This is a genomic window from Treponema primitia ZAS-1, from assembly GCF_000297095.1.
Taxonomy (GTDB): Bacteria; Spirochaetota; Spirochaetia; order Treponematales; family Breznakiellaceae; genus Termitinema; species Termitinema primitia_A.
Genome location: NZ_AEEA01000019.1, coordinates 140376 through 161727, shown reverse-complemented (window position 1 = coordinate 161727; position 21352 = coordinate 140376). Strand labels below are relative to the sequence as shown.

The window sequence follows — 21352 nt, the reverse complement described above, 5'->3', positions numbered from 1 at the left end:
CCTGCCGCCTCTTCCTCCCTCCGGTCGGCGCTCGCACCCTTCGAGTCCCGCGTGTTGCTCACTATCGTTCGCGACACGCGGGACTCGAACCCACTACCCTCAGCTTAGAAGGCTGATGCTCTATCCGGGTGAGCTAGTGTCGCAATAGTTTTAGGGAGTATATCACAAAATCCGGGGGCTGTGATAGTATCCGGATATGTCCTTGTTTTACATCATAGTTGCTTTACTCTGTTTGGCCGGGAGAGGCTTTGCGCAGACTGCGCCTTCGGCGTTACCGAACCGGGGGGAAACGGTCATGAAGGCCCTGGCTACGGCTTATCCGGGGCGCATCGGCGCGGCGGAATTCCGCAGAAGCTCGGCAGCGGATACGGGCGATTGGGCGGTGCAGCTTGGCGGGAACTGGTTCTACTATGCCCAGGGGCGGCTGCTCCCGGAAAATCTCCGGGACCGATATGCCGAGTATGATCCCCAGCCCTTCTACAATTACCCTGCGGAGTTACCCCCATGGCGGGACCCAACCCCGGAAGAGACGGAGCGGTTTAAGGATTCCGCCCAACGGCGGGCGGCAAATCCCCCTAAGCGATCCCAGCATTTTTATGATGCCCTCTGGCGGGCGTCCACCAGGGAAGAGTCCTACGACCGGGTAAAAACTATCCGTTTCCTGGGCAGAAGCGTGATGGTCCATTACTCAATTATGGAAGAGCTGGCCTTGGTGGAGGAACGGATTCTGGATGCGGCGAAAACCAATGCCCCGGTATGGCAATGGATGAACCGGCTTGATTCCCTGGCGGGGTGGAACTGGCGGAGCATCGCCGATACCCAAAGCAGAAGCTTCCACGCCTATGGCACAGCGATTGATCTGCTCCCCGCATCCCATGGGGGACTGCAAACCTACTGGCTCTGGACTGCGCAAAATTTTCCCGCCTGGTGGGCCGTACCCTACGAGAGGCGGTCCAGTCCTCCGGAGGCGGTGATTAAAGCCTTTGAGGACTACGGCTTCATCTGGGGCGGAAAATGGCTCTTTTTTGATACCATGCATTTTGAATACCGGCCGGAAATATTGATCCTGAACAATTTATCCGTCAAGACCGCTAATTAGGTTCTTTTCCAAAGGCATTGTCACCAAGCTATTAGCGACACCATGTATCCAACGGCTATTTGCAACAACATCGATTAAAGCAGAAATTCTCGTGATGGCGGACGATATCTTTGAAGCCGAAATTCGGGCTACCTTGGGTAAAAACTTAAAGCGTTTCCGGGCCAAACAAAAACTGTCCCAATTACAATTGGCGGTGAAGGCCGGGTTGACCCATAATTTTATCAATGACCTGGAAAACGGTAAAAAATGGCTTTCCCCACAGACTCTCGTCAAGCTGTCAAAGGCACTGAAGCTGGAACCCTACCAGTTTTTAATGCCCGAAGGAACGATACCCGATCAGGCAGCAACAGCCCTGGCGGAGCGCCTGGATGATATGGCCGATGCTTATGTGACGATGGTGAAAGATCTTAAGGGCCGCTACCTTCAGGATTCTACCGGAGAGGATTGAGATTCTCCGACCAGAGCCTTGAATTCCTTCTCGTCCAGGGTTTCCTTTTCCAGGAGTTGGGTGGCCACCGTATCCAGCACGCTTCGGTTCCGGCCCAGGGTCGCCATTACCCCGGTGTAACGTTCCTCTACGATTTTGGCGATTTCCTCATCAATATATTGTTGGGTTGCCTCGGAATATTCCCGGTGGAACGTGGGTTCCTGGGGCGCATCGCCGGGCATACGCATTCCACGGGTGGTAAGGGCCACGTTTTTAAAGCGGTTCGACATACCGTAATCGGTTATCATCTTCCGGGCTATGTCCGTAGCCTTGGTTAGATCATTGGAGGCGCCGGTGGAAAACTCACCGGACACCATAGCTTCCGCAACCCGGCCGCCAAGGAGCACGTCGATCCGCCCCAGCAGATCCGACTGGGTGATGGTATACCGATCCTCAATCGGCATTTGCAGGGTATAACCCAGGGCATAACCCCGGGGAATGATCGAAATTTTCTGCACCGGATCAGAACCGGGGGTAAAGGCGGCAACCAGCGCGTGGCCGGCCTCGTGGTATGCGGTGAGTTTGCGCTCCGCCGGTTTCAGCACCCGGGTCTTTTTCTGGAGCCCCGCCACGGTCTTTTCGATGGCTTCGTTAAAGTCCTGCTGCTCCACCAGCTTCCGGCCTCCCCGTACGGCAAGCAGGGCCGCCTCGTTCACGATATTGGCAAGATCCGCCCCGGAAAAACCGGACGTAACCCGGGCAATGGCGGCAAGATCCACCGCGGCGTCGAGCTTTACCGCTTTGGAATGGATACGGATGATAGCTTCCCGGCCCTTCAGGTCCGGCCTATCCACCAGGACCTGGCGGTCAAAGCGGCCGGGCCGGAGCAGCGCCGGGTCCAGCACGTCCGGGCGGTTGGTGGCCGCCAGGATGATAAGGCCGCTGGTGGCGTCAAAGCCGTCCATCTCCACCAGGAGCTGGTTCAGGGTCTGCTCCCGCTCATCATTGCCCCCGCCGATATTGTTGATCCGGCTCTTGCCGATGGCGTCCAATTCATCAATAAAAATGATACAGGGCGCCTTTTCCCGGGCCTGCTTGAAGAGGTCCCGCACCCGGGCCGCCCCGACACCTACGAACATCTCCACAAAGTCGGCGCCGCTCATACGGAAGAAGGATACCCCCGCCTCTCCGGCTACCGCCCTGGCCAATAAGGTCTTCCCGGTTCCCGGGGGCCCCACTAAAAGCACCCCCTTGGGTATCTTGCCGCCTATGTCGGTGTACTTCTTTGGGTTTTTCAGGAAGTCCACCACCTCCACCAGTTCATCCTTAGCCTCGTCCACACCGGCTACGTCGGGGAACCGGGTCGCAATATCCCCCTCGGCCACGATCACCGCCCGGGAATTGCCTACGGAAAGAACATTGCCCCCCATATTACCCAGCCGCTTCATCAGGAAACGCCAGATAAAGAAGAAAAATGCGATAGGCAGGACCCAGCTAAAGATGATATTAAGCACCGTGCTTCCCTCCCGGGAAACCGCATAGTAGGAGACCCCTTTTTCATCCATGAGCTTGACAAGTTCAGGGTCATTGATGGGAACCGTCCGGTAGACCGGCTCAGAGGGCGCCCCGTAGGAAGGTCTGAGGCTGGGGGTAGAAGACGGGGTTAGCCGCTGGAGGGTGGTATACCCGGTAAAGTAGGAATCGGTCAGTTCCACCCGCTTAATTTCCCCGGCGACGATCTTGTTCTTAAACTCCGAAAAATCGACCGTGGGGTTAACCTTATTCAGAAACACATAGTTAAAAAGACTCATCGCCACAACCAGGATGAGGATGTATACGATGGAAAACCGCCATCCGCCAAAACGCTTTGGATCCGGCAGCTTAGGACCCCCGAAGGGAAACTGGGGGCCCGAATTCTTGGGTTTCTTCTTATCGCTTCCGGGTCCTTCGGACTGGGTATCACTCATCAAACGCTCCTTAGAGGCGGCACAAAATGTATCTATATATTAATATCCATCTTTTACGGGGATTATTCAATATAAAACAAAATATTGGACGGTTTCCGCTGGCACGAATTGTTAAAAAACTCGGGAAGTTAAGTTCAAGCATAATAGCAGCGGTAAAACAAATTTTATTGGAAATGCTGGTTAATTGACCTAATCTGCCCATCATATTTTCCGATAATCTTAACAAATGACTTATAAAAGTACAGCCATATTTTTAGCGTTAGGGATTTTTCTCGCCGGGGCCCTGGCTGGGTGCAAAACCCCACCGCCTCCTGAGCCTGCTCCGGCTCCGCCGCCTCCGGTAAGGAGGGAAGCGCCTGTTACCCGGGAAGCCCGCCCTGCGCCGCCGCCACCGCCGGAAATCCCCGCGCGGCCAATTACCCGGGGTATTTTGGAACTGATAGGCAAAAGCGCCTATGAGACACGGGATCTCCAATACTTTATTTCATCCGGTATTACCCTGGAACATGGTAAGGGTATGCAGATCGATATCGAAATATACCAGGGCGGCGAAGGTATAATTGAAGAAATTAACGCCCAGGAAAAAATTATCATTCCAAAAGATACGGGAGGAGTACTGATACCCGATACGGGTCCCACTATTCCCGGAGGGCCCCGGGCACTTAAAATTTGTTTTGATGATGTGGATGAACATACCCTGACCTTCAGGGAAAATCCGGCGGATAGCCGCTTTTACCTGGCATTCAGAGAAGACCGGCAATACGGTGAATTTACCGAATACGGCAGCGAAACCTATAAGGTGGATTTTAAAGGGGAGATTCCCTATCTATATGTAAGACTGGATGAGAAAACCGATGATCGGCCAAGAACCAGGGAACTCCGGGGGCGTTATGTGGCATCCCGGGAAAATGCCCCCGAGGCTGCTTACGAGGCCCCGGTTGAAGCTCCGCCTCCCGCAGCGGTTCGGGAAACCACCGTACCAGGCCGTACGCCCCAGCCAGCCCGGACTCCCGCAAGTGCGGCGCCTGCTCCGGCTCCGCAGACCCCTGCGAATGTAAGCCCGGCCGCAGTTCAAGATACCGATGATGAGGATGAACTGGATTTGGATGCGCTCCTGGAACTTTAACTAATTTCCATATTACAATTTTTACCCCCATTCCGGTATAATCACCGGGAATGGGGGTTTTTTTATGACCGGGAAAGTACTGCTTGAAGCTATTCAAACCGCCAAAGCTGCGGGTATTTTTGAGGATCTCTATGGCCCGGGCCAGGCGGAAACCGCACGGCGCCGTTATGCTGGTCTTATCGAAGGGATACTTCCGGAAGCCCAGGGGGAGGATCTTAGGGTTTTTACCGCCGCCGGCCGTACCGAGCTGGGGGGCAATCATACGGATCACAACCGGGGAAAGGTGCTGGCCGCTTCCATACAGCTGGATTCGGTGGCTATTGTGGCGAGGCGGCAGGATAAAAAGGTTTTCTTCCGCTCCACAGGCTACCCCGATGTGTCGGTGAATCTGGCAAAGGCCGATGGTACGTCAGACCTGGCAAGCAAGCCGGAAGAAAGGGGAAGTACCGAATCCCTGGTCCGGGGTATCGCGGCGGAATTAACCCGGAGGGGGGTGGATGTTGGGGGCTTTAGCGCCAATGCCGCATCCACGGTATTGCCCGGTTCGGGGCTCTCATCCTCCGCAGCGGTGGAGGTTCTCTTTGGACGCATTTTTGACAGCCTCTATGACGGGGGAAAACGATCCGCCCTGGAACTGGCCCAGATTGGGCAGATAGCGGAAAACACCTATTTTGGAAAACCCTGCGGTCTCATGGACCAGACTGCCTGCGCCTCCGGCGGGGCGGTGGCCATCGACTTTGAGGATCCTCCCCATCCAAAGGTAAAACAGATAAACTTCGATCTCGCTTCTGCGGGGTACGCCCTCTGTGTGGTGGATACCCACGGCAGCCACGCGGACCTGACCCCGGATTACGCCGCTATTCCTGCGGAAATGAAGGCCGTAGCGGGATTCTTCGGCAAGGAGGTCCTGCGGGAACTTACGTTGGAGCAGGTCCTGGCCAAGGCCCCGGAAATCCGGAAGGCCGCCGGTGATCGATCCCTGCTGCGGGCTATACACTTCTTCAGCGAAAACCGGCGGGTGGATGCCATGCTTGCCGCCCTGGAAAAACGGGCCATCATCGATTTCCTGGATCTGGTCAACCGGTCCGGGGACTCCTCCTGGGAACTGCTGCAGAATATCTACTCCCCCAAACATCCTGAAGAACAGGGTGTCTCCACAGCCCTGGCTTTAACCCGGAACTTTATTGAAACCGAAGCCGCGGGATTAGGCGCCTGCCGGGTCCATGGGGGTGGTTTTGCGGGGGCCATCCAGGTTTATATCCCCCTGGACCGTATGGATGCATACAAATTGAAAATGGAAGCTGTTTTTGGCGCCAATTCGGTTACGGTTCTCCGGATCCGATCCACAGGCGCCGCAGAACTGTGCTTCTAAATAATATTGTTAGGAGGAGCTATGAAACACATACTCTGTTTTGGAGATTCAAATTCCTGGGGCTGGGACGCCGAGTCCTACGATCTGTCAACCGGTATCGCTAAACGTATGCCCTACGAGGTCCGTTGGCCAGGGCTGGCGCAGAAACTTCTTGGAAGTGAATACCACATCATCGAAAATACCCTGAACGCCCGTACCTTGATGTGGGAAGACCCCTACCAGCCCCATAGGCTCGGCCTTGCAAGTTTGGAGGAGACCCTGGACGCAAATGCGCCTCTGGATCTGGTGATACTACAGCTTGGGGCAAATGAACTGAAACAGATGTTTAACCTGAGCGCCCGGAAGATAAGCCGGGGACTTGATAAACTTGTCCTCACCGCTCAGCAGGAATACTATGGTTATCCGGTACCCCAGGTCCTGGTGATAGCCCCCGCTCCGGTAAGTCCCGATATAGGCAAATATATATTCGGTCACGAGTTTGGCCCCCAGGCATACGAAAAAAGCCTGGAATTCTCCTGTCTTTACAAACAGATAGCGGCATCCCGGGGCTGCGCCTTTATCGATTGCGCCCCCCTCAAGTTTACCCTGAACCCCCGGGATGGCCTCCACTATAGCCGGGAGGATCACACCAAACTGGGCAGCGCCGTGGCGGACAAAATCCGGGAGTTACTGGGGTAGAATAATTGCGTTGAGCTTTAGACCCCTATCATCCATGGCCTTAATCACCATGTCCTTAGAGATCTTACCCCGCTGCCGTGGATGGGGGGGCGCGTCGCCAATGAGGATTATCATTTTTGTTTCCGCATCCCAGGGGAATTTAATCGACCCTTCGTAGAGCGCCTCGTGGACCGCTTCGGGAATATCCCGGCCGCCCCCAACCCGGATGGCGTTTAGGGCGGTCCGGAATTTCCCGAAATCATCGGTAAAGGGGACGACCTGGGTGAGGTATAATTCATTATAATCCTTGTAAAGAACCATACCGATCCGGAATCCGTCAAATTCGGCAATGAGTTCCTCCAGCCGGGGGATGAGGAGTTCCCGAATAGAATCGATATCGTCCCGCATACTTCCCGTGGTGTCCAGACAGATGACCAGATCCACCTTTTTGCCCTTTTCATCTTCCAGGATTTCTCCAATCTTCTCCACCAAGTCATCCGGACCCTTTGAATAGACAAGTTCTCCCCTGCCGTCAACGATTTCCGCAAAGGAATCCACCGTATCCTTCATATAGTTCCCCTCCGGGGGGCCGGCCAGGGGCTGCTGGGTAACCCGCACCACAAAGGGATTGTCCCGAAAGCGATCCCGGTAATCACCGTAGGGCAGGGCAAAGGCGCGTATATTAAGGTAGGTACCGTCCACTACATAGACCTCCCCATGACGGGTCGATTCATAACCATAATAGAGAAGGTAGGGGATATAGAGCCGGAAAGCCTGGCCAAACTGGGAGTCCGGCTCCGGGCTTGAATCGACAATAGACCAGATTCCGGTTTCCCGGGGTATGGGGACGCCGTTCAGTATGCGGGGCTCGTCACCGTTTATGGGGTTCCATGCTGCGGCGCGGTAGGCGTAATTGTCTTCATTAAGGGAAGGGTCTTTGGTAGATTCGGTTAGCAGAACCGAATTAATACCGGGTTTCTTTCGTATAAATAGATGGAATCCGCCGTCCACCCGCTGTTCGATCCGCAGATCCTCAATATTTACGGACAGATCCTGCCCGGAGGCCTGGGCTATTCCAAGAAGAACAATAATCCCCGTAAGCACCATACTCTTAAGACGCATACCTATGATTATCGGCTGAGAGTGCAATTTTGACCCACAATCGATATATAAAAAATTTGGCGGATATTTCAGGAATTCTGAATTCACCCACGGACCACACTGACCACACGTGGTTACTCTTTATCCCCTACTTGCGCTTTTCTGAGTATCGATATATAATCACAATAGTTTCGTAAGTATTCCGAAAGGGAAAGGCAAGTGATATCCGAATTAAGCGAAAGGGAAAAGACAATACTCGGGAAGCTTTCGGAAAACGGCGCCGTGACGGTGACCGCGCTGGCCCAGGATCTTGGCCTATCCGAGGTGACCATACGGGGAGACCTGAAGGAGCTGGAGGACAAGGGCTGGCTCAACCGGACCCGGGGCGGGGCTGCGCCGGCAATACACCGGGATATCATGGAGCGGCAGCGGGAGCGGCCGGAGCAGAAAAACGCCATAGCCAAAGCCGCAGCCGCCCTGGTACAGGACGGGGATGTGATCATGATTGAGGCGGGGACAACCACCGCCCTGATTGCCCGGTATCTGATGGGAAAACGGGACATTCATATCGTGACCAACTCAACCCTGGTTTTTTCCTATGCCCGGATGAATCCTAATCTCCAGATTACCATGACCGGCGGCGAATTCCGGCGGCCCACGGAATCCCTGGTGGGGCCCATTGCCCTCCAAACTATTGCCCGGCTGAACGTACGGCTTGCCTTTGTGGGAACCGACGGCTTCACCCTGGAACGGGGGATCACCACCCACCTGATGGAGGGGGCGGAGATCGTTAAGGCCATGAAGGCCCATGCGGAAACCACGGTGCTGGTGGCGGATTCCAGTAAATACGGGAAACTCGGCTTCTCAACCGTACTGCCCCTGTCGGACTTGGACCTCATCATCACCGATGACGGGCTTGGTGATGGGGCGACACGGGATTTGGCCGAAGCAGGGATTGCGGTTCGGCGCGAGCCCTCGGGAATAAAAAACTTAGAATTACCGGTGAGAAATTAAACTATATAAGGAGCGTGTATGGCGCATGTGTTGATTATGCCCCGTCAGGGCAATACGGTGGAATCCTGTATCCTTGTGGAATGGAAGGTAAAGGAAGGAGATTCGGTGGATGCCGATTCCGTGGCCTGCGTGGTGGAAACCGATAAGGCCACCTTCGAGGTCCCCGCAGGGGAAACCGGAACGGTGCTCAAACTAGTCCGGGCAGACGGAGACGATGTTCCCGTGCTGGAACCCATTGCGGTGATCGGTAAGCCCGGGGAAGATTGGGCTGCCGCAGTAGGCGGCGCAAATGCAGCGGCCTCCACTGCCGCTCCCGCCGATACCACGGTTCCCGCTGCTGCGGCGGTTGTTCCCGTTTCGGCGGCCACACCAAATGTGGCGGGCCAGGGAGGGGGCGCTATATCTGAGGGAGCTATTTCCCCCCGGGCGCGACACTTGGCGGATAAGGAAGGCCTTCCTACGGCCGGCATTGCCGGAACAGGCCCGGACGGGCGGATTATTGAACGGGATATACAGGCGGCCCTGCAAACCAGACCTGCCCTTAGCGCTGCGGCCAAGGCTGCGTTAGCGGCAGGGGGCGGAACAGTACCGGCGTCAGGGTCAGGGCTTGGCGGCAGAGTTACTGCGGCGGACCTTACAGCGCCCGGTACGGCAGGCGGAGCGGGCAGCATTGCTGCGGCGCCGGTTTCTGCAGCCGCGGCTGTCAACGCAGGCGAAGGGGCCATCACCGAGACGCCCATCAAGGGAATACGTAAGCTTATCGCGGATCGTATGCACCAGTCCCTGGCGGAAAGCGCCCAGTTCACCTTAAGCGGAAGCGCCCCGGCGGTTCGGCTCCAGGAACTGCGGGCCCGGATGAAGGGCTCCGGGGAAAGCTTAGGGCTTTCCAAGATCACCGTTAACGACCTGATCCTCTACGCGGTGTCACGAACCCTGCCGCGGTATCCCTTCATGAACGCCCTCAAAATCGGGGACACCCTGAAAACCTTTGAACGGGTACATCTGGGGGTGGCGGTGGATACACCCCGGGGACTCATGGTGCCGGTAATCCGGAACGCCAATCTCCTGTCCTTGCAGCAGATTTCCGGCGAGGCGAAACGGCTAGCCGCGGCCTGCCAGGGCAGCGGGGTCAAGCCCGATGAACTTTCGGGATCCACCTTTACGGTAACCAACCTGGGCAGCCTGGGGGTTTCCAACTTTACACCGGTACTCAACGCACCTGAGGTGGGCATCCTGGGGGTCTGCAATATCGAACTTAAGCCCGTGGAGGCTGATGAAGAAGGCAGCTGCGGGGTTCAGTTCCTGCCCCATATCGGATTCAGCCTGACCATCAACCATCAGGTGGTGGACGGCGCTCCGGCGGCGAAATTTCTAAAAGCACTGGGAGAGGCGGTGGCGAACATCGACCTCACCCTGGCGATATAAGGGGAGTTAACAATGTACGATACCATAATTATCGGCGCCGGCCCCGGGGGATACCTCGCGGCAGAACGGCTGGGACACCTTAAAAAAAAGGTCCTATTGATAGAAGAACAACACCTTGGAGGGACCTGCCTGAATGTGGGGTGCATCCCCACCAAGACTCTGCTCAACTCGGCTAAGCTCTACGTCCACGCAAAGGAGGCGGGAAAATTCGGCGTTACCGCTGCGGATGTTTCCTTTGACTGGGGGATCATCCAAAAATGGAAAGAAGATGTTTCAGTAAAAATGCGGGAAGGGATTGCGGGGCAGATGAAACGTTTCGGCGTGGATGTGGCCAACGGACGGGGGGAAATTCTTACCCCGCCCAGGGGAGGCGCGCCGGGAAAAGTAAAAGTAACCCTGAGCGGCGGCGGAACCGAAGAGCATGAGGGGCGGACTATCCTGGTTTCCGCAGGCTCCGTTCCTGCTATCCCTCCCATACCGGGTTCAAAGGACAATTCCCGGGTGGTGGATTCCACCGGGCTCCTCGGCGTAACTACCGTGCCCAAACGGCTCGCCGTCATTGGGGGTGGGGTTATCGGGGTAGAATTCGCCGGCCTCTTTTCCAGTTTTGGATCGGAAGTTACGGTCATAGAAATGATGGATGAGATCATCCCCTTTATGGACAAGGAACAGGCGCCCCTGCTCCGCCGGGCTATGAAGGGCGTTAATTTTAAACTGGGCTGCAAGGTTGAAAAGATCGATGGCGCCACGGTTCACTTTACGCCCAAGGGCAAGGCGCCTGAATCCGTGGAAGCAGATTTAGTGCTCGTAGCAGTAGGCCGTCGGCCGGTGCTCAATACCTGGGGCGCCGAAGCTGCGGGGCTGGACCTGACACCCAAGGGGGTCAACGTGGACGACCGGATGCGGACCAACGTACCGGGTGTCTGGGCCGCCGGGGACGTAACCGGGAAGAGCCTCCTGGCCCATTCGGCCTATCGCATGGCGGAGGTAGCGGTGGCGGATATACTGACGAACCTGGACAGCAGCGCCCCCGGGACTTCCAACCGAATGCGCTACAACGCCGTACCCTGGGCGGTTTATGGGGTTACCGAAGCCGCCGGGGTAGGGATGACCGAGCAGGAAGCGGCAGCCAAGGGAATCGCCATCCGCAAGGCGTCATTGCCCATGCGGGTTTCCGGCCGTTTTGCTGCGGAAAACACGTTCACCGGGCAGGGAGCAGTAAAGGTAATCGCCGATGCCGCTTCCGGTTGTATCCTGGGGATCCATGCCGTTGGCGCCTATGCTTCGGAATTTATCTGGGGCGGCGCTGCTTTAATAGAACAGGAACTGCGGATCGAAGACGTGAAGCAGATCATCTTCCCTCACCCCACGGTCAGCGAACTGATCCGTGATGCGGTGTGGGAGCTATAAAAACAATTAAACTAAGGAGAACAGAAAATGCCTAAATCACAAGTGGTGGATCCAAAAGCAGTACGGAAACCGGATATTCTCAAACTCAAGGATATTCCGGTTAATCAGTATAAGGGCGATATCAAGAAAGAAATCGATCTTTACGGAAAGGATAAGCTTAAGCGGATTTGGTACGATATGGTGACCATCCGGGAATTTGAAACCATGCTCAACACCTTTAAGACCCAGGGAACCTGGAACGGCATTGAGTATAACCACAAGGGGCCGGCTCACCTTTCCCTGGGACAGGAAGCTTCTTCCGTGGGGCAGTGCGTTAATCTTACTACCGACGACTACATCTTCGGCAGCCACCGGAGCCACGGAGAAATTCTGGCCAAGTGTTATTCCGCGATTTGGCAATTGGATGAGAAAAAGCTTGAGGAAATCATGAAGGGTTTCCTGGGCGGGGAGACCCTGGCTGCGGCGGAAAAGGCCAGTTACAAGAATGTAAAGGACCTGGCGGAAAACTTTGTCCTCTACGGTACCTTAGCGGAAATTTTTGCCCGCAAAGCCGGGTTCAACCGCGGGCTCGGGGGGTCCATGCACGCCTTCTTTACCCCCTTCGGTTCCATGCCCAACAACGCTATTGTCGGCGGTTCGGCGGATATCGCCACCGGGTCGGCGCTGTACAAGCGGATCAACAAAAAGCCTGGTATCGTTATCGCCAACATTGGTGACGCCTCCATGGGCTGCGGCCCGGTCTGGGAAGCAATGATGATGGCAGCCATGGATCAGTACAATACCCTCTGGCCAAAGGATGCCGGCGGCGCGCCGCCGATACTGTTCAATTTCTTTGACAACTTCTACGGTATGGGCGGCCAGACCGTTGGGGAAACCATGGGCTACGGGATCATGGCCCGGGTCGGCGCTGGGGTGAACCCCGAGAACATGCACTCCGAACGGGTGGACGGCTACAATCCATTGGCGGTGGCGGATGCCATTACCCGGAAAAAAGCGATACTCCTGGCGGGCAAGGGTCCGGTACTCCTGGACACCATGACCTACCGTGTCTCCGGCCACTCCCCCTCGGACGCCTCCAGTTACCGCACCCCCGAGGAGGTGAAACTCTGGCAGGAAGCGGATTCCATCGAATCCTACGGCGCCTACCTTATTGAAAATAAAATCGCCGACAAGGCTGAACTGGAAAATCTCCGTACCCATGTGAGCGCCAAGCTCCTGGATGCGGTCAAGCTTGCCACCAATAATGATGTCTCCCCCCGCTTAGGCGGGGCCTTTATCGAATCGGTAATGTTCTCCAACGGCAAGGTTGAAAAACTGGATGACCGAAAGAGTGACCTTTCTCAGCCCCTGGCGGATAATGCCCGGGTCAAGGCCCTGGCGGGTAAATCCCGGTACGGCTTTGATGCGGAGGGCAAACCGGTTTCCAAGAACAAGGTTTACCAGTACCGGGACGGTCTTTTCGAGGCCATGGCCCACCGCTTTGCCACGGACCCCACCATGGCGGCCTGGGGTGAAGATAACCGGGACTGGGGAGGCGCTTTTGCGGTATACCGGGGGCTCACAGAATTACTGCCCTACAACCGGTTCTTCAACAGCCCTATTTCCGAAGGCGCCATCGTAGGATCCGGGGTTGGCTACGCCCTTTCCGGCGGCCGAGCGGTAGTAGAACTGATGTACTGCGACTTCCTCGGCCGGGCCGGGGATGAAATCTTCAACCAGGCATCCAAGTGGCAGTCCATGTCCGCGGGGCTTCTCAAAATGCCCCTGGTAATCCGGGTTTCGGTGGGCAACAAGTACGGCGCCCAGCACAGCCAGGACTGGGCAGGTCTGGTGGCTCATATCCCGGGGCTCAAGGCTTACTTCCCCGCCACTCCCTACGATGCCAAGGGCATGCTCAACTTAGCGCTCCGGGGAACCGACCCGGTGATCTTCTTTGAAAGCCAGCTCCTCTACGATGTGAGCGAACAGTTTGAAAAGAGCGGCGTCCCGGAAGGCTATTACGAAGTACCCGAAGGAGAGCCAGCCATACGAAGGCAGGGGAAGGATCTTACCATCGTTACCTTGGGGGCGACCCTGTACAAGGCCATGGATGTGGCAAAAAAACTTCAGGCGGATTTTGGTCTGGAAGCGGAAATCATCGATCTCCGCTTTATCAATCCCCTGAACTACGAAAAGATCATCGAGTCCGTCAAAAAAACAGGAAAACTGCTGCTGACCAGTGATGCTGCGGAACGGGGTTCCTACCTCCACACGGTGGCTTCGAACATCCAGACCATGGCCTTTGATTACCTGGACGCGCCGGTGGCGGTGGTGGGAAGCCGCAACTGGATTACACCGGCGGCGGAAATGGAGGAACTCTACTTCCCCCAGATCAACTGGATCATCGACGCCATCCACGAGCGGATCCTGCCGCTGAAGGGATACCAGAGCGCAACGGTGCAGACCACCCTGGATCTGATTAGGCGGAACAGACAAGGGGTGTAACTTAGCAGTACGAACTTACCGCCCTGGCCGAAAAACCAGGGCGGTGTTTTGTCCCGGTTTAGCGATCCGCAGGAGGAGGACTGCCCATGGCGGCTAGTCCCTCCTCGTATTCAAGGATTTCATTGGGATTATAACCGTCAGACCCTTAAAAACAAGCAAAGATCCAATGTATTGACAATGGGTAGCCAATGGGTTACATTTAAAATATGGCTGAACCAAGATTAAGTATACGGATTGATGAAAAAATTAAAAAACAGGCCGATGAGGTTTTCCGCAACCTCGGGCTGAATATGAGTGCCGGGATTACTATTTATCTAACCCAAGTGGCTGCCCAGAAGAGAATCCCCTTCCCCCTTACTTTGGAAAAACCTTCTGAAATTAGCAAAAAAGCGGATGTCCTTGAACAGAACGCCAAAAGGGCGGTACAGGAAACGGTTAGTGAAATGAAGGGGAAGGGGGTTCCCATTGCCCTATACGATTCGGTGAAAAAACAACCCTATCTGGAATACCCCGATGGCAGAAAACAGTACCGTATTAGTAAATAAACCAAAGATACTCTGTTTTGCCGGGCCGAATGGATCCGGAAAAAGCACAATAACCCAAAACAGGGAAACTATCGGTTTATATATAAATGCCGATGAAATCAAGAAACATCGGGCTTGCAGCGATCTTAAAGCTGCAGAAGAAGCGGAAAAACTCCGAGAATTATGTTTAAAAGAAACAAAGGATTTTACATTTGAGACCGTCCTTTCAACCGAGCGGAATCTTGAGTTGTTGGAACGAGCTAAGAAGGTGGGATATTTTATTGAAAGTATCTATGTTCTTACCGCCGATCCAGCTCTCAACATTTTCCGGGTTAAAAGCAGGATTAAGAGCGGTGGTCATGATGTACCGGTGGGGAAAATCCGCAGCCGTTATTATAAATCCCTAGCAAATATACCAAAACTGCTTAATCTTTGCGATGAATGCTATATCATTGATAATACCGGTGAGCCGGACGTAATTTTTGCTAAAAATGGAACAGAGCAGGTTTTACGGGAAAATCGGTACTGGTCACTAGAACGAATTCAGAAATTGGTTTAATGAAATGCAAGCTCATTAAACCAATCATATCATTATCGCTCTTTAATCTGTCCAATCAATTTTTCCAAACAAATACAACTTCACAAAGCACTTCTACGGGGACTTCAACAATTTATCAATAACATTGGCCTTCCTACTGGACCTAAACCTCATATAATCGTATTTTATAGGTATGAGATCACAGAAAGAACTAGCCCTTGATGCCAAAATCCTCGAAACCGTTAAGAGTTTCGGCCTCGGCGGGAAGACGGTGGAGGCGGTTAAGCTCGTCCTTGAGGACGATGAGGTTCAGGCTATGCAGGAATATGCCAATACGGTTTCCATTATGCGGCTGAATTTCAACGACCATGGCCCGGTTCATATGCGTACCGTGGCGCTGAACGCCCTGATTATGATGGGGCTCCTCCGGGATGCGGGGATCAAGACCAATTTAGAGAAGGAGGACTGCGGTAATTTTGACGATAGCCTTACCGCGGTGTTCCTTGCGGGCATACTCCACGACCTGGGCATGACCATTGGCCGCCAGGATCATGAGCTGCACAGCATTTATCTGGCCTACCCCATTCTGGACCGGCTCCTCAGGAAGGTCTATACGGGGAGTCTGCAAAAAATGGTAACGGTCCGGTCCCTGGCTCTGGAGGGTATATCCGGCCACATGGGGAGCAGGACCATCCATTCCCTGGAGGCGGGGGTTGTTCAGATTGCGGACGGCTGTGACATGACCAAGGGCCGGGCCCGAATTCCCCTGATTGTGGCCGGCGGTCCCCGGCCCGGGGATATTCACCAGTTATCGGCCAATTCCATTGAGGATGTCCGGATTTTCCCGGGCAAGGAAAAGCCGATACGCATTGAAATACAGATGTCCAGCGAGGTGGGCCTCTTCCAGATTGAGGAAGTATTGTTGGCAAAAATCGCCACCAGTACCGCCAAGATTTATATTGAACTCTATGCACTGGTAGATAACGGTGAACCAAAAAGGTACCTGTAAAGGCCGGTTCCTAAGGGCTTTTATACTATTTTCCTGTTTGGCTCTGCTCCTGCCCACCGGCGCCGGCGCCCAAACCGGGATGTCTGTCCAGACTACCTGGCCTACGATCATGGGAACCGACAAGGGGCTTTACGGGGTGGATCGGCTGGGTATGGTACGGCCCCTTTGGTCCGGAGGCGCCGTACGAAAAATACTCAACACTGCCGGATACTGGGCCATCCTGGGGGATCAGGGGATACTGGTTTCGACGGATCTGCTCCGATGGGAGCCCCGGAACAGGGGGCTGCCGGTAAAAACGATAAAAAACTATAGCCGGGGGATAAAAACCTTTACCTACCAGGTCCAGGAAATAAAGGATCTCCGGGCCCTTCCGGAAAACCCGGATATTATGGTGTGCGCCACCAAGGACACGGTGTTCCTTTCCCGGGACGCCGGCCGGAACTGGGAAAGCCTGGGGTCGCCGCCCTACAGAACCAATGGGATAAAGGCGGTGGCCATAGCAACACTGCCAACAGCATCAGTACCGGCGCTTACGGTTTTTCTCTCCCACAGTACCTATGGGGTACATTACCTCCTTCCGGACAGCCGCAATAATCAATGGGTGGAGCTTAACCAGGGGATTGAGCGGCTGGAAACCACCGCAAACCCCGACGAGGTATCGGACATTGCGGTGGCAACCGTGGGGGGAACGCAGAAAATCTACGCTTCCCAGACCTTTCGCCGCAGGATCTACCAGCTTGATTGGGGACAGAAACGGTTTACCCCTGTCTGGTCGGACGCCGCCGATTTCGGCACCGTAGATTCCCTGGACATCACCGGCGCGGGGATACGCTTTGTCCGGGAAGGGGCCATAGTGGAACTGAACTACCCCCTGGCATCACCCGCAGCAACGCTTCCCGCAGCGGGCCGAACCAGGCAGGATCTCCGTGCCTTTATACGGTCCATCCCCGCAGCCTGGGGGATCAAACCTTCATGCTTTATCTCCTGGGGCAGCGATGCCTTCACCGATACTGAACCGGTTACCCTGTCGGAGCTTTGGCTGCTGGATGCGGTAAACGCCCCGGAGGATCCAATACGGGTTCCCGAAAATACCCTGATCAGTTCACCCCCGCGGAACACCGCCAGGGGCAGGCAGGGATTGTACCTTCCGGTGAATCATTCCATGGAAAGTAGAAGCCTCGCCCCCTATCTCAAGGTGATAGAAGAAAGCGGTCTTAATATGGTGGTAATCGATATGAAGGACGACTACGGCCGTCTCAGGTTCAGTCCGAACAATCCCGCCATTCCTGAAAAAGGCAGGGTCTTCCGGCCGGTGGATATCGACGCACTTTTAAAAAACATGAAGAACCGGGGTATATATACCGTTGCCCGCATTGTGGTGTTTAAGGACCCGGAACTGGCCCGGAAGGAAGGGGGCAAGTACGCCGTGTGGGACAGCCGCAGGGGGAAGCCCTGGGTAGGCTATTACGATTCGAGACAAGCCAAGGGAACCGGCGTGGACAAGGATTCCGCCTATGAAGCAGAAATACTGAGCGCAGACGATCCGGCTTACGAAATTAAGCGAACCTACTACGATGAACGCTGGGTGGATCCCTACTCAGAAGAAGTGTGGGAATACACCGCCGCCATTTCCGCAGAACTCCACCAGCGGGGCTTTGACGAAATCCAGTTTGACTATATCCGGTTCCCCACCGATGGGGCAAACCTCGCCGACGCACAGTATCGCTGGCGGGAAAGCGGCATGGACATGGAAAGCGCCATCCTCTCGTTTATGCGGCACATCCATTCCCGGGTGGACGCCCCCATATCCATCGACATCTACGGCGCCAACGGCTGGTACCGTACCGGCGCCCGTACCGGCCAGGAGGTGGAGCTCCTGGCGCCGTACGTGGACGTTATCTGCCCCATGTACTACCCCAGCCACTTTGAACAGGACTTTTTAGCCCAGGCTCCGGCGGAACTCCGGCCCTACCGGATCTACTTCCAGGGTACCCAGCGCACCGAACGTATAGGCCGGGGACAGATCATCGTCCGGCCCTATGTGCAGGCTTTTTTTCTTAACGTTTCCTACGATAGGCAGTATTACAACACCGACTATGTCCGCCGCCAGGTTGAGGGGGTCCGGGACGCCGGTTCAAACGGACTGACCTACTGGAACAACTCCGGCCGCTACGATGATATACCCCTTACCGCAGACCCTTAAGTCCGCTCAAAAACAGCAGACTATTGGCATCACACATTGCAGCAAACCGCTCAAAGTCTTCCTTAGTTTCCGTATCCGACCCTGAAAGAATAAGGTCCTGCCCCTGACGGCGATACCATAGATAATGCCTGTCCAGAATTCGAATCGGCTGCTTGTGGGCGTTAATCTGAGCCTGTACCTGCGCTTCAAGATATTCCGCCAGGGCAATATGGTTATCATCCCCCGCAAGGGAAAAAATATTGTTGTCCGTGATAAATATGACCACCCGCCGGAACCCTTCGCCAAGACAGGCATCGTTTCGGAATCCGTCAATAACGAGGCTCTGCTTTCCCATGCTCAGATCATAGCCCTGGAGACGGAGGCTTTTCCGGAGCCCCGTCAGATCGGAACGGATCCTTTGGGCTACATCGGGATTCTTGCCGGAGGATTGCAGCTCGGAACGCCAGGCACGGAGCTGACTTTCATAGGAGTCAAATTCTTTGGTTCTGCTCAAAAAAACGGTGGTCTCAGATAGGAGTTTCCAAACATCGGAAAACCTATCCGAAAACATATCGGCCAGATGTCCTGATTTTTTTTCTTCCATGTCCTTCCTACTTACGTTTACAACTATATTATACTAAAATAATTATAAAATGCGAATATTGGTTGTTTCGGATATACATGCCAATTTGGCTGCCTTTGATGCGGTTCTGCATAAGACCCGGGCGGACCGGGATGCGGTTCTTTGCCTGGGGGACTTGGTAGGTTACGGACCGGATCCAAGGGAGTGTATCGCCCGGGCCGCCGAACACTGTACCGTTGTTTTAGGGGGAAACCACGATCTCGCCGCTGGGGGTGTTACGGACCTTTCCTACTTTGCGGATCATGCCCGGATCGCCCTGGAATGGACCCGGCCCCAGCTTTCACCGGAGGATAGCGCCTATCTTTCCAAACTTCCCCTTAAAACCACCTACGAGGATCTGCTTCTGTCCCACGGCAGTCCGGAAAATCCCATCTGGGGCTATGTTTTTTCCCAGACCGATGCCGAAGCCGCCTTTGCCCAGGGCGATTTTACCCGCTGTTTTTTTGGGCACACCCATCTCCCTTCGTTTTTTCTTGCATCCCGGGAACCCCAGGGGACCGTATCCTATCAAATAGGGTATGGGAAACCGGATTCTACCATCGAAACGGGCCGGGAAAACCTGCGGGTACTGCTCAACCCGGGAAGCATCGGTTTCCCCCGGGACCAGGCGGATGCCCATCATTTTCTAAAATATCACCACGCCGCAGCCCGGTACGCCTTCTTCGACACCGAATCCGGGCTGTGGCAGTTCAAACGACTTGAATATGATATGCGAAAAACCGCGAAACGGATGAAACTGCTGGGACTCTGGTAATTGACAAAGCTCCCAGGTTTCCTACAATTAAGTATTCAGCATATTCAACGGCAAAAACGCCGATAAATACTGAAGGAAATACAAAAAGGATGTATTGTTATGGATGATATTAAGAAAAAGCTGCCCTACCCGCCGGCACCCAAGACTGTGCCGGCGGCACCCAAGACTGTGCCGATGGTATGGCTTGCTGCTATCCTGATCCTCAGTGTGATATTTATATTTGCCTCCGTACCCCGTATGTACGCCCAGGGCAATGAACAGGATTCCAAAAAGTATACTTCTATTATTCAGAATGTTTTTGACTTTATTCAAAAACGGTATGTAGAGGATGTCGATCCAAAGATCCTGTATGAGGGGGCTATGTCCGGTATGTTTAAAGCCCTGGGAGATCCCTACACAGCCTTTTTGCCGGAATCGGAAATGTCCGATCTAAACGATACTACCCAGGGAAATTTCGGCGGGGTGGGCTTGTATATAACCAAACCAACTGCGGCCAGACCCGATGGCAGACCCCCCTATGTGGAGGTGGCCTCCCCCATGGAGGATACTCCCGGATGGCGGGCAGGGATTAACCCCGGCGACCTTATCGTCGAAATAAACGATGAATCCACGGATGCCCTGTCCATGGACGAAGTCTTAAACCGCCTCCGGGGAACCCCCGGGCTGGATGTAAAGCTCCTGATTCGCCGGGGAGAAAAGCTTGAATTTCCCGTTACCCTCACCAGAGCTATTATTGAGGTCCCCACGGTTAAGCATGACATGATAGGAAACATTGGATATCTCAAACTTCTCACCTTTACCCCGATGAGTGTGGATAGAACCAGGGAAGCCCTGGACGATTTAAAGAGTAAGAACTATACCAGTTTTATCCTGGATCTGCGAAATAATTACGGAGGGCTCCTCACTTCTGCGGTGGGCATCAGCGATCTCTTTCTGGAAGGCGGAGTGGTGGTATCCACTAAATCCCGGATTTCTTCGGAGAACCAGGTGTTTACCGCCCGCCGGGGTACGGTGGTCCCGTCAAATATTCCCGTTATCGTCCTTATCAACCGCGGTTCTGCCTCGGCGTCGGAAATTGTGGCGGGGGCGCTGAAGGACCGGGGCCGGGCCTTTCTGGTGGGCGAAAAGTCCTACGGAAAGGGCTCGGTGCAGCAGGTGTATCCCCTGGACAAAGCGGGGTTCCGGATAACCACCGCCCGGTACTATACCCCCAGCGATGTAAACATCGATAAAATCGGCATACCCCCGGATAGGGAGGTACTATTCCCGGAATTTTCCGATGATGAAGCGGAAAAACTGAACAGCCTTATTAACGATAACCGGATCCCCGCCTTTGTGGATGCAAATCCCAATGCCGGCTCCGAAGCGGTAAACGCCTTTGCCCGGGAATTGAGCGGCGAATACAAAATCGATCTTTCCCTGCTCCGCCGGCTTATCCGGAATGAGCAGAACCGTACCGCCATTGCCCCGGTTTACGATCTGGAATATGACGTACAGCTCCAAGAGGCGGTAAACATTCTGCGGAACGGAAATTACGGTCAGCTGATGCAGACCACCAAGACCCTGCGGGAATTGCAGAACGAGGCGGCTCTGGAGGATGATACCGCCCTGGCCTCATAA

General features: G+C 54.7%; 18 protein-coding genes and 1 tRNA gene. 15 read left to right on the top strand and 4 right to left on the bottom strand.

Features of this window, described 5'->3' with window-relative positions:
• Positions 1-69 precede the first annotated feature (69 nt).
• Positions 70-143 (bottom strand) — tRNA-Arg (locus tag TPRIMZ1_RS0102810).
• 59 nt (positions 144-202) lie between these two features.
• On the opposite strand from TPRIMZ1_RS0102810, the gene TPRIMZ1_RS0102805 reads away from it, so the two are divergent.
• Both TPRIMZ1_RS0102805 and TPRIMZ1_RS0102800 read left to right on the top strand, forming a co-directional pair.
• Positions 203-1099 (top strand): M15 family metallopeptidase, encoded by an 897-nt coding sequence (locus TPRIMZ1_RS0102805; protein WP_232616726.1) that lies wholly within the window; start codon positions 203-205, stop codon positions 1097-1099.
• A gap of 94 nt (positions 1100-1193) precedes the next feature.
• Positions 1194-1547, top strand: a complete 354-nt coding sequence (locus TPRIMZ1_RS0102800) for a helix-turn-helix domain-containing protein (protein ID WP_010254396.1) — start codon at positions 1194-1196, stop codon at positions 1545-1547.
• On the opposite strand, the gene ftsH is transcribed toward TPRIMZ1_RS0102800, so the two are convergent.
• Positions 1523-3493 carry an ATP-dependent zinc metalloprotease FtsH gene (gene ftsH / locus TPRIMZ1_RS0102795; RefSeq protein ID WP_010254393.1) on the bottom strand — a complete coding sequence of 657 codons (1971 nt, stop codon included), beginning with the start codon at positions 3491-3493 and terminating at the stop codon, positions 1523-1525. The genes TPRIMZ1_RS0102800 and ftsH overlap by 25 nt on opposite strands.
• A gap of 226 nt (positions 3494-3719) precedes the next feature.
• Here ftsH and TPRIMZ1_RS0102785 point away from each other — a divergent pair, with 226 nt between their 5' ends.
• The 3 genes from TPRIMZ1_RS0102785 to TPRIMZ1_RS0102775 all read left to right on the top strand — a co-directional run bounded on the left by TPRIMZ1_RS0102785 (position 3720) and on the right by TPRIMZ1_RS0102775 (position 6669).
• Positions 3720-4619 carry a hypothetical protein gene (locus TPRIMZ1_RS0102785; protein WP_081503609.1) on the top strand — a complete coding sequence of 300 codons (900 nt, stop codon included), beginning with the start codon at positions 3720-3722 and terminating at the stop codon, positions 4617-4619.
• Positions 4620-4683: 64 nt separating this feature from the next.
• Complete coding sequence (locus TPRIMZ1_RS0102780) at positions 4684-5991, top strand: galactokinase (protein ID WP_010254390.1); 1308 nt, start codon at positions 4684-4686, stop codon at positions 5989-5991.
• A 21-nt stretch (positions 5992-6012) separates the two neighbouring features.
• Complete coding sequence (locus TPRIMZ1_RS0102775) at positions 6013-6669, top strand: GDSL-type esterase/lipase family protein (RefSeq protein WP_010254388.1); 657 nt, start codon at positions 6013-6015, stop codon at positions 6667-6669.
• Here TPRIMZ1_RS0102775 and TPRIMZ1_RS0102770 read toward each other — a convergent pair.
• Positions 6658-7770: a vWA domain-containing protein gene (locus TPRIMZ1_RS0102770; RefSeq protein WP_026043479.1), complete on the bottom strand. Its 1113-nt coding sequence runs from the start codon at positions 7768-7770 to the stop codon at positions 6658-6660. The two genes, TPRIMZ1_RS0102775 and TPRIMZ1_RS0102770, sit on opposite strands and share 12 nt — an antisense overlap.
• A 198-nt stretch (positions 7771-7968) precedes the next feature.
• Here TPRIMZ1_RS0102770 and TPRIMZ1_RS0102765 point away from each other — a divergent pair, with 198 nt between their 5' ends.
• From TPRIMZ1_RS0102765 to TPRIMZ1_RS0102730, 8 genes are all read left to right on the top strand, one after another.
• Entirely contained in the window at positions 7969-8763 is a 795-nt protein-coding gene (locus tag TPRIMZ1_RS0102765; protein ID WP_010254383.1) for a DeoR/GlpR family DNA-binding transcription regulator, read from the top strand.
• Positions 8764-8781: 18 nt separating this feature from the next.
• Positions 8782-10188 (top strand): dihydrolipoamide acetyltransferase family protein, encoded by a 1407-nt coding sequence (locus tag TPRIMZ1_RS0102760; protein WP_010254381.1) that lies wholly within the window; start codon positions 8782-8784, stop codon positions 10186-10188.
• A 12-nt stretch (positions 10189-10200) separates the two neighbouring features.
• Positions 10201-11598: a dihydrolipoyl dehydrogenase gene (gene lpdA, locus TPRIMZ1_RS0102755; RefSeq protein ID WP_010254380.1), complete on the top strand. Its 1398-nt coding sequence runs from the start codon at positions 10201-10203 to the stop codon at positions 11596-11598.
• 27 nt (positions 11599-11625) lie between these two features.
• Positions 11626-14082 carry an alpha-ketoacid dehydrogenase subunit alpha/beta gene (locus TPRIMZ1_RS0102750; RefSeq protein ID WP_010254379.1) on the top strand — a complete coding sequence of 819 codons (2457 nt, stop codon included), beginning with the start codon at positions 11626-11628 and terminating at the stop codon, positions 14080-14082.
• 206 nt (positions 14083-14288) lie between these two features.
• Entirely contained in the window at positions 14289-14627 is a 339-nt protein-coding gene (locus tag TPRIMZ1_RS18310; RefSeq protein ID WP_010254378.1) for a type II toxin-antitoxin system RelB/DinJ family antitoxin, read from the top strand.
• Positions 14596-15165 carry a zeta toxin family protein gene (locus TPRIMZ1_RS0102740; protein WP_010254370.1) on the top strand — a complete coding sequence of 190 codons (570 nt, stop codon included), beginning with the start codon at positions 14596-14598 and terminating at the stop codon, positions 15163-15165. The genes TPRIMZ1_RS18310 and TPRIMZ1_RS0102740 overlap by 32 nt, the downstream gene beginning before the upstream one ends.
• 172 nt (positions 15166-15337) lie before the next feature.
• Entirely contained in the window at positions 15338-16153 is an 816-nt protein-coding gene (locus TPRIMZ1_RS0102735) for an HD domain-containing protein (RefSeq protein WP_010254367.1), read from the top strand.
• Complete coding sequence (locus tag TPRIMZ1_RS0102730) at positions 16131-18356, top strand: putative glycoside hydrolase (RefSeq protein ID WP_010254365.1); 2226 nt, start codon at positions 16131-16133, stop codon at positions 18354-18356. Before TPRIMZ1_RS0102735 ends, TPRIMZ1_RS0102730 begins: the two co-directional genes overlap by 23 nt.
• Here TPRIMZ1_RS0102730 and TPRIMZ1_RS0102725 read toward each other — a convergent pair.
• Complete coding sequence (locus tag TPRIMZ1_RS0102725) at positions 18340-18939, bottom strand: hypothetical protein (protein ID WP_010254364.1); 600 nt, start codon at positions 18937-18939, stop codon at positions 18340-18342. The genes TPRIMZ1_RS0102730 and TPRIMZ1_RS0102725 overlap by 17 nt on opposite strands.
• Before the next feature lie 49 nt (positions 18940-18988).
• Between TPRIMZ1_RS0102725 and TPRIMZ1_RS0102720 the strand changes: the two genes are divergently transcribed.
• Both TPRIMZ1_RS0102720 and TPRIMZ1_RS0102715 read left to right on the top strand, forming a co-directional pair.
• On the top strand, positions 18989-19732 hold the full coding sequence (locus tag TPRIMZ1_RS0102720; RefSeq protein WP_010254361.1) for a metallophosphoesterase family protein: 744 nt from the start codon (positions 18989-18991) through the stop codon (positions 19730-19732).
• A gap of 99 nt (positions 19733-19831) precedes the next feature.
• Positions 19832-21352, top strand: a complete 1521-nt coding sequence (locus tag TPRIMZ1_RS0102715) for a S41 family peptidase (protein WP_010254358.1) — start codon at positions 19832-19834, stop codon at positions 21350-21352.